Origin of the sequence: Kribbella sp. NPDC049227 (assembly GCF_043197265.1) — a bacterium.
In the GTDB taxonomy this organism is placed as follows: domain Bacteria; phylum Actinomycetota; class Actinomycetes; order Propionibacteriales; family Kribbellaceae; genus Kribbella.
In genome coordinates this window covers 1-5,774 of record NZ_JBICST010000008.1, presented here as the reverse complement: position 1 = coordinate 5,774, position 5,774 = coordinate 1, and the positions used below count along the sequence as shown (strand labels likewise).

9 protein-coding genes are annotated in these 5,774 nt (G+C 66.8%); 4 read left to right on the top strand and 5 right to left on the bottom strand.

All coding sequences use genetic code 11. The features are described 5' to 3' along the window. Nucleotides 1–877: 877 nt before the first annotated feature. The 4 genes from ACGFH6_RS33125 to ACGFH6_RS33110 all read right to left on the bottom strand — a co-directional run bounded on the left by ACGFH6_RS33125 (nt 878) and on the right by ACGFH6_RS33110 (nt 2,829). Entirely contained in the window at nt 878–1,171 is a 294-nt protein-coding gene (locus tag ACGFH6_RS33125) for a hypothetical protein (RefSeq protein WP_393391780.1), read from the bottom strand. Nucleotides 1,172–1,214: 43 nt separating this feature from the next. Beyond that, nucleotides 1,215–1,553, bottom strand: a complete 339-nt coding sequence (locus ACGFH6_RS33120; protein WP_393391777.1) for a hypothetical protein — start codon at nt 1,551–1,553, stop codon at nt 1,215–1,217. A gap of 63 nt (nt 1,554–1,616) precedes the next feature. After that, complete coding sequence (locus ACGFH6_RS33115) at nt 1,617–2,531, bottom strand: hypothetical protein (RefSeq protein WP_393391774.1); 915 nt, start codon at nt 2,529–2,531, stop codon at nt 1,617–1,619. Nucleotides 2,532–2,589: 58 nt separating this feature from the next. Beyond that, nucleotides 2,590–2,829, bottom strand: a complete 240-nt coding sequence (locus ACGFH6_RS33110) for a hypothetical protein (protein ID WP_393391771.1) — start codon at nt 2,827–2,829, stop codon at nt 2,590–2,592. Between the two features lie 223 nt (nt 2,830–3,052). On the opposite strand from ACGFH6_RS33110, the gene ACGFH6_RS33105 reads away from it, so the two are divergent. From ACGFH6_RS33105 to ACGFH6_RS33090, 4 genes are all read left to right on the top strand, one after another. After that, nucleotides 3,053–3,478 carry a hypothetical protein gene (locus tag ACGFH6_RS33105; protein WP_393391769.1) on the top strand — a complete coding sequence of 142 codons (426 nt, stop codon included), beginning with the start codon at nt 3,053–3,055 and terminating at the stop codon, nt 3,476–3,478. Nucleotides 3,479–3,532: 54 nt separating this feature from the next. Then, nucleotides 3,533–4,279, top strand: a complete 747-nt coding sequence (locus ACGFH6_RS33100; RefSeq protein ID WP_393391766.1) for an SOS response-associated peptidase — start codon at nt 3,533–3,535, stop codon at nt 4,277–4,279. After that, entirely contained in the window at nt 4,276–4,830 is a 555-nt protein-coding gene (locus tag ACGFH6_RS33095) for a helix-turn-helix domain-containing protein (protein WP_393391764.1), read from the top strand. Before ACGFH6_RS33100 ends, ACGFH6_RS33095 begins: the two co-directional genes overlap by 4 nt. 73 nt (nt 4,831–4,903) lie before the next feature. Next, complete coding sequence (locus ACGFH6_RS33090) at nt 4,904–5,335, top strand: hypothetical protein (RefSeq protein WP_393391761.1); 432 nt, start codon at nt 4,904–4,906, stop codon at nt 5,333–5,335. A gap of 73 nt (nt 5,336–5,408) precedes the next feature. Here the strand turns inward: ACGFH6_RS33090 and ACGFH6_RS33085 are convergent. Then, nucleotides 5,409–5,774: hypothetical protein (locus ACGFH6_RS33085; protein WP_393391758.1), on the bottom strand; the 366-nt coding region annotated here is incomplete at its 5' end.

Sequence of the window (5,774 nt, the reverse complement as noted above, 5' to 3'; positions counted from 1 at the left end):
TCTTGATCCGGAACTGCACGTGCACCCCAACAGAGACCGACCCGGGCGGCATCCAAGCGTTCGATCTTTCTTGATCGGAACGTGTAAACGGTCTTCCAGCACGCTCCACAACCGGGCTCCCCGTAGCCCCAACAGGCCTCTGACCTGCGGTTTTACCCGTCCAGCTCCCGCTCAAAGTTTCTTGATCCGGAACTGCACGTGCACCCCAACAGAGACCGACCCGGGCGGCATCCAAGCGTTCGATCTTTCTTGATCGGAACGTGTAAACGGTCTTTCAGCACGCTCAGCGCGATTGCCGACCGGAGGTCCAGTTCTACGCCCGTCGGCGGTCGAGGCCGAGGGCTCGCAGGTCAGCGTCATCCACGCCTCGCAGCAGTTCGCGAAGATCCACTTCGAGTGCCCGGCAGAGGGCTATGACGTCGGCGACCCGTTCTCGAGGTCGCCGACGACCAGACCAGTTCGGCGGCCAGATCTTCCTGGCGCTCCTGCCGCCGGGCTCGAATGGCGCGCACATTGGCAGTACAGCCACGGCAGTGCCATCACCAGCTCTGTCAGGCCGGAGACTTCCCACCTCCTGCCCTTTCCTGCGGGAGGCAGGCGGAGCTGGTGCTGGACGGGTGTGGCTGGTCGCCGTGGCAGAGGCTCGGGCGGTCGACCAGGGCCGGCGGCGGGGTGGGCGGCTGACCGGGCCGGATCGACGGCAGCGGCGGAGGGACCCGCGGAGCGAGGGAGTCCAGCGGGCGGCGGTTGTGTTCGTTGCTGTTGGCCCCGTTCATCTGTCGGAGCGTAGTTGCCTAGACACGGATCCGAACAGTCGTTTTGCAATTTTGTTGCCTTTATCCCCTACCTGGCCCCTGAGGAACGGTGTCCGGGATCGTCAGCGGTCGGTCACGCATCGCCTGAGCCGGCGGAGTGCCGTAGTCGCGCGGACGAGCTGCTCCGCGACAGTTGGATGCCTTCTCGGCCAGTTCTCGCCGGCAGTCCAGATCCAGCGATGACCACCCGGCGCCTCTTGCCGGTAGGCCAGCGGCCAGCCGCAGAATTCATCCGGTGTTCGGCCCATGAGTTCGGCTGCGCGGCGGCAGTCGTGCCATTCGGTGACGTAGAAGGCCTGGCGGTCCCAAGGCCCGCCGGCGAGGGTGACGACCGGTTCTCGCAGTGGACCAGGCATCACGCCGCCTCCTGTACGTCATTCGCCTGCTCGGCTCTGCTCATCAGACTTGCTCGGCACGGCGGAGTTCGTCCTGCGGAACCCACGAGACCTTGCCGCCTGGTCCGTGGACGCGGCCGACCCAGGTTCCTTGCTCGAAGATCCACGCGTCGAGCCAGCCGGCTTGTTGCGAGGCCTGCTCGACGGCGACCGGTGGATCAACCTGGCGGATGTGGTCGGCCGGTCGTGGCCCGTACACGTCGTACTGCAGCTCCAGGTCTGCGGCGAGCTTCTGGGCGGCTTCCTCGGTCAGTCCGGATCCGCGGTTGCCGTTGGCGGCGTTGTCCCAGACTGTCCAGTCCTGGTCCCCGTCACCGCTGCGTACGTTGAACCGTCCAACCATGCTCTCATCATGACATTATTCGAACCTATGTTCTAGTCAGGCATACGATCGGGCGGCTGGCGGTCACTCGATTGCGGTCAGACGCTGTTCCTCGGTGTCGAACCGCTTTCTGACGGCGGCGGCGTTGCGAGCCGCCTGGTGGAAGGCGCGTTCGAGGCGTCGGGTTTGCTTGCGCGCTTCGCGCAGCGTCTGGCGGGTCTGTTCAAGTTGGTCGTTGAGTCGGACAAGGTCGGCTTCGAGGTCGGCGATTCGATGCTGGTGCGCGTCGAGCAGCTGGCCGGTGTGCTCGTGCTCGGCCGCGGCCAGTGTGTAGTCCGCTTGCGCCTCGTCTCGGCGTTTCCGCTGGGCGGCGCGGCGCTGCTTGAGCGTGTGGTCGACCGGCGAGCGGCCGGCCTTTGCGGTCGGGCGCCGCGTGGTCGTCGACGTTGGGCGCTTTCGAGGCGGTGCGGCGCGGCGCACGACGCGCGGTCTGATGGGGGCGAGCTGGACTGGGTCGCCGTTCTCGTCGACCACGCCGAATCCGACGTGCCGAAGGGCGCTGGTCAGCTGTCCGGAGCGGAGCAGTTGCGCGGCCGCGGGGTCGACGAGAGCGGCGTCGAGGGTTTCGGTGAGTCGTTCCGTGGTTTGCGGCGTGACGCGGCGACCGCCGGCGGCCTGGCCGCGCGCGACACGGACGAGGTTGCGGACCAGGTCGTGGCGCTGGCGGGTGAGTTCGCGCCGTCGGGCGCTGTCGGACGACAGGTAGGTCTCGCGCAGCTGTTCGCCGAGTTGGGTCAAGGCGTGGATGCCGTCGGGATCGGTGCGGACGAGCTGGTTGGCCAGCCACGCCGACACCGTCGGCTTACGCAGAGCCGCTACCGCAGTAGCGGTCTGCTGGTCTCCGGCATCACGGGCCGCGTTGGCCAGCCGGTTCCGGGCTCCGATGAACTGCTCGGGCAACAACCCGTACAGCTCGACAACCGCGGCCTCCGCCTCCATTCCCCCACCATGCGTTGATCACGCCGCGGTCGGCAACGCCGTCCCGTGGAGCGGCCGGTTAGGCCCCCGGGTCCAACGGCCGCAGATTCGCGGCGGCGAACCACCCCTCCACAGATTCCGGGCGGAGCAGGTCAGGCACGTACACGACCCGCGCCTGCCACTCCCCCGACGAGGTACGACGCCACTCGAGAATCAACCCCGGCCACGGACCCCGCTCGCGAGCCGTCCGCATCACCCAGCAATGCCGCCGCTGGCCATCCGGCGGCGGCTCCCGCGGGTAGCGGCGATTGGTCCCCATCCCCTCAGATTAGAACACCAGTTCGAGTAACCGCCCGGCGGACTAGCTGTCACCATGGCGCCCGATGCGACTTCCAGCAGACACGTCAAGGCACCCGCACCTTGCCGTCCGCGGACCGCGAACGGTGAGACGGCAGCTACCGTCAGCCACGGTCCTGGGTTAGCGTTCAACCACTCCCGGCGAGCTGTCCGCGGAGCACTCCGCCCGTCCCGAAGGATTACCCATGCGCAAGTGGGTCTTAGCTCTGACCTCAGCCATAACTCTGCTCGCTGGCTCCACTCTTAGCGCCGTGCCCGCCAATGCGACCGACACCAGTTTCCAGGCCTGTGTCCAGGACTCCTGCGAGGGGACGTGGACGGCCGGATCCATCACCTGGCTCAATCGAACCGCAACGCTGTCGTCGGTCACCATCTTCAAACCCGAGGGCGTCGACTATTCGGCGACCGTCATCTTCGACGCCTTCGCCGGTACCACGAAGATCGACACCCAGACCCGGACGATGCGAACCTCCGCCGACCGCCAAGACTTCCCGGCATTCACGATCGGCGACCCGAACCTGGTCGGAGGAATCAACCGCATCCGCGTACAGCTGTGCGAGAACGACACAACGCCGCCGTTCTGCGGAATCCAGCAGAACTTCTGGAGGTAGATCGGCCACCGCGCCCTCACCGTGCGCGGACTGTCAGCGTGGCAGGCTGGTTGCATGTGTGGTCGCTATGCGTCAACAGCCCGCCGAGCTGACCTGCTCGAACAGTTCCAGATCGACGACGACAAGGCCGACGAACCGAAAGGACCGGACTATAACGTCGCGCCGACCAAGCTCGCCCCGGTCGTGATCTCGCGAGCCCCACTTGACGGACCCAAGGATGCCGCCGCGGTGCGGCAGCTGCGGCTGTTCAAGTGGGGCCTGGTGCCGTTCTGGGCCAAGGACACCAAGATCGGGAACCGGTTGGTCAACGCACGCTCGGAGACCGTGGATGAGAAGCCGGCGTTCCGGGCCGCCTTCAAGTCGCGGCGTTGCCTGATCCCGGTCGACGCCTTCTACGAGTGGTTCGAGACCGACCAGCTCAGCGTGAAGACCAAGAAGCCCCTCAAACAGCCCTTCGCGTTCCGGCCCACCGACGGCTCGTCACTCGCTCTGGCCGGGGTGTACGAGGTGTGGAAAGACAAGTCCCTGCCAGACGACGACCCTGCCGCCCTGTTGTGGTCCTACACGATCATCACCACCACCGCGACCGACGAGATTGGCCGCATCCACGACCGCATGCCCATGTCGATCGCGGCGGACGGCTGGGCGCAGTGGCTCGACCCCGCGATCAAGGAACCCGACGACGTCAAGGCGCTGATGAGGCCACCGACAGGGCTGGAGATCTACGCCGTGTCCACGGCCGTCAACGACGTCCGCCGCAACAATGGTCCGCACCTGCTCGACGCGCTGCCTATCTCTTGACCGCGCCAGACACGCGCCGTGCCTATGAGCTGCACGAGGCCGAGTGGGTCTCGGCGAAGGACGCGGCCGAGATTCTCGGTGTGGGTGAGAGCACCGTTCACCGGATGGCGCACCGGGGCCTGATCCAGCGTGGGTCTGGGTATCGGCGGTACCACCGTCCCGCGCTCGAGGCCTTGCGTGATCGCGGCGAAGCGATATCGATCGGTGAGGCAGCGAGGATCCTCGGTCGGCCGTCGGCCGCAGTCCGCGATCTGATCGCGGCGGATGAACTGCCTTCATCGTCCAACGCGACGTTTCCGCTGTTCCGGCGTGACGTTGAGACCTATGCCGAGTCGCATCCGCCACCCGACGAACGGGCAGGGCAGCTGAACGCCGCCGCCGCGGCGAGGGTTCTGGGTTGCAGCGTCTCCACCGTTTTACGGTTGGCCAGGTCCGACCGAATTCCGTGCAACCGTGACACACGTGGCCGGTACTGGTTCCGCGAGGACCATCTGGCCATGTATCAACGAGCGAGGACAGCGACACGCTTGCTGGACAGTCATCCGAGATAGCCCGCAGCGCGCGTGGCCCCTACTCAGGCGCTGCCGTGGAAAATGTCGGTGTCTGCTGGGATCGTGGTGTGGCATGGAGCTCAGAGGCAGCGACTTCGACGGCATCCGGCGTGAGCATCTGCGCGGGGTGGAGGTCACCGATTTCGCGCGGGTGTGGCTGGCTGCCGAGCGGCGCGCTGACGCTCTGAAGGTCGACGGGCGCGAGGACGGCTACCTGGCCGGCGTGCAGTGGACGTGTCGCTGGATCGCTAATGGCGAGTTCCGTTACGACGCTCCGGTTGACGGTCGGCGGGGCGAGTTGGCTCGGTCCCCTATCAGCCGCACGAGCGAGTTTGCGATCGAGGAGCTGATCGAGGCCGAGACCCAGGCGGTCGAGCGGCTGGTCGGACGGTGGGAGTGGCCCGGCCGCCCTGGGTATGTAGAGGGTGTGTTCGCGACGCTGGCTTGGGTCTGGCGCCGCTCGGGAGTGCCGCCCATCGAGGTGGAGCAAGCACACGCAAGCTAAGTCCTGGCGACGCCGATGGGCCTCAGGAAGCCGTTGCGGTGGCTGCCTGAGGCCCATCGCTTGCGTCATGACTCTAGGCGGGTCGCCGTCGGGGGTGGCGCGTGCCGGCGGTGATGCCGGAGGTGATGGTGCGCTCAGCCTCGGACCGTGAGAGTCCGATACGGCCGGCGGCAGACACGAGTTCATCGCGGGCGATGTGCTGGTCGAGCAGCCCGGAACCGATGAGCTGACCGAGGGCGAACGCGGCCCGGTTCAGTGTGTCGTTGCGCTGGCCTGGCGTCGCGGCGAGGACCTTCTCTAGCTCCCCTGTGAGCGCGGCGAGGCTGTATGCGTGGGGGTTCGTGCACGTTCGAGTGCTGGGTGCTTCAAGGGCTGGTGAGGTGGTGTCGAGGGCCTCGATGATCCAGCCGGGCAAGGGTTGTGGTGCGGTAGTGACCTC

What these genes read in the sequence shown, in the direction of transcription:
- ACGFH6_RS33100 (WP_393391766.1), top strand. Translation starts at nt 3,533, where the DNA reads ATGTGTGGTCGCTATGCGTCAACAGCCCGCCGAGCTGACCTGCTCGAA.
- ACGFH6_RS33125 (WP_393391780.1), bottom strand. Translation starts at nt 1,171, where the DNA reads ATGCCTGGTCCACTGCGAGAACCGGTCGTCACCCTCGCCGGCGGGCCT.
- ACGFH6_RS33120 (WP_393391777.1), bottom strand. Translation starts at nt 1,553, where the DNA reads ATGGTTGGACGGTTCAACGTACGCAGCGGTGACGGGGACCAGGACTGG.
- ACGFH6_RS33090 (WP_393391761.1), top strand. Translation starts at nt 4,904, where the DNA reads ATGGAGCTCAGAGGCAGCGACTTCGACGGCATCCGGCGTGAGCATCTG.
- ACGFH6_RS33115 (WP_393391774.1), bottom strand. Translation starts at nt 2,531, where the DNA reads ATGGAGGCGGAGGCCGCGGTTGTCGAGCTGTACGGGTTGTTGCCCGAG.
- ACGFH6_RS33105 (WP_393391769.1), top strand. Translation starts at nt 3,053, where the DNA reads ATGCGCAAGTGGGTCTTAGCTCTGACCTCAGCCATAACTCTGCTCGCT.
- ACGFH6_RS33110 (WP_393391771.1), bottom strand. Translation starts at nt 2,829, where the DNA reads ATGGGGACCAATCGCCGCTACCCGCGGGAGCCGCCGCCGGATGGCCAG.